The 360-nt window shown below is 36.9% G+C and carries 1 protein-coding gene and 1 pseudogene; one reads left to right on the top strand and one right to left on the bottom strand.

Going from position 1 to position 360, the window contains the following annotated elements; translation table 11 throughout:
* Positions 1–246: hypothetical protein (locus tag ACFFU9_RS13335; RefSeq protein ID WP_379861976.1), on the top strand; the 246-nt coding region annotated here is incomplete at its 5' end.
* Here ACFFU9_RS13335 and ACFFU9_RS13330 read toward each other — a convergent pair.
* Positions 133–360, bottom strand: a pseudogene (locus ACFFU9_RS13330) (transposase); the annotation flags it as partial. The gene ACFFU9_RS13335 and the pseudogene ACFFU9_RS13330 overlap by 114 nt on opposite strands.

Here is a 360-nt window from a genome sequence, read left to right as displayed (position 1 = left end):
AGCTTTAAAGAACGAATAACAATAAAATTTTATATAATTGCAGTATCTTTCAAAGTGGCACGGTTTGACCGAAACACGTGGCACCATCACTCCGAAATAGCCAACCTGCTTATTTTTACTATCAATAGTTGCAATCCTGTGGTTGCTAATGGCTATTTTGTGGGTATATCTGCCCAAGTATTCTATCACATATTTTGGACTTCTAAAAGGCTCTTTGGCATAAACCACCCACTTTTTACGGAATAGGTCATTGTAAATTTTTTGAGGGATTTTTAAGTCACTCTTTCTGAGCTCTGCTATATATTTGGCTCGAAACACCTGGCTCATGGATTTTACATTGAAGAGGTATTTGCCCTTGTT

This window comes from Mariniflexile ostreae (genome assembly GCF_042427585.1).
Lineage (GTDB): Bacteria > Bacteroidota > Bacteroidia > Flavobacteriales > Flavobacteriaceae > Pseudalgibacter > Pseudalgibacter ostreae.
Note: the sequence above shows the minus strand (reverse complement) of the source record. Positions and strands in the feature narration are given on the sequence as shown.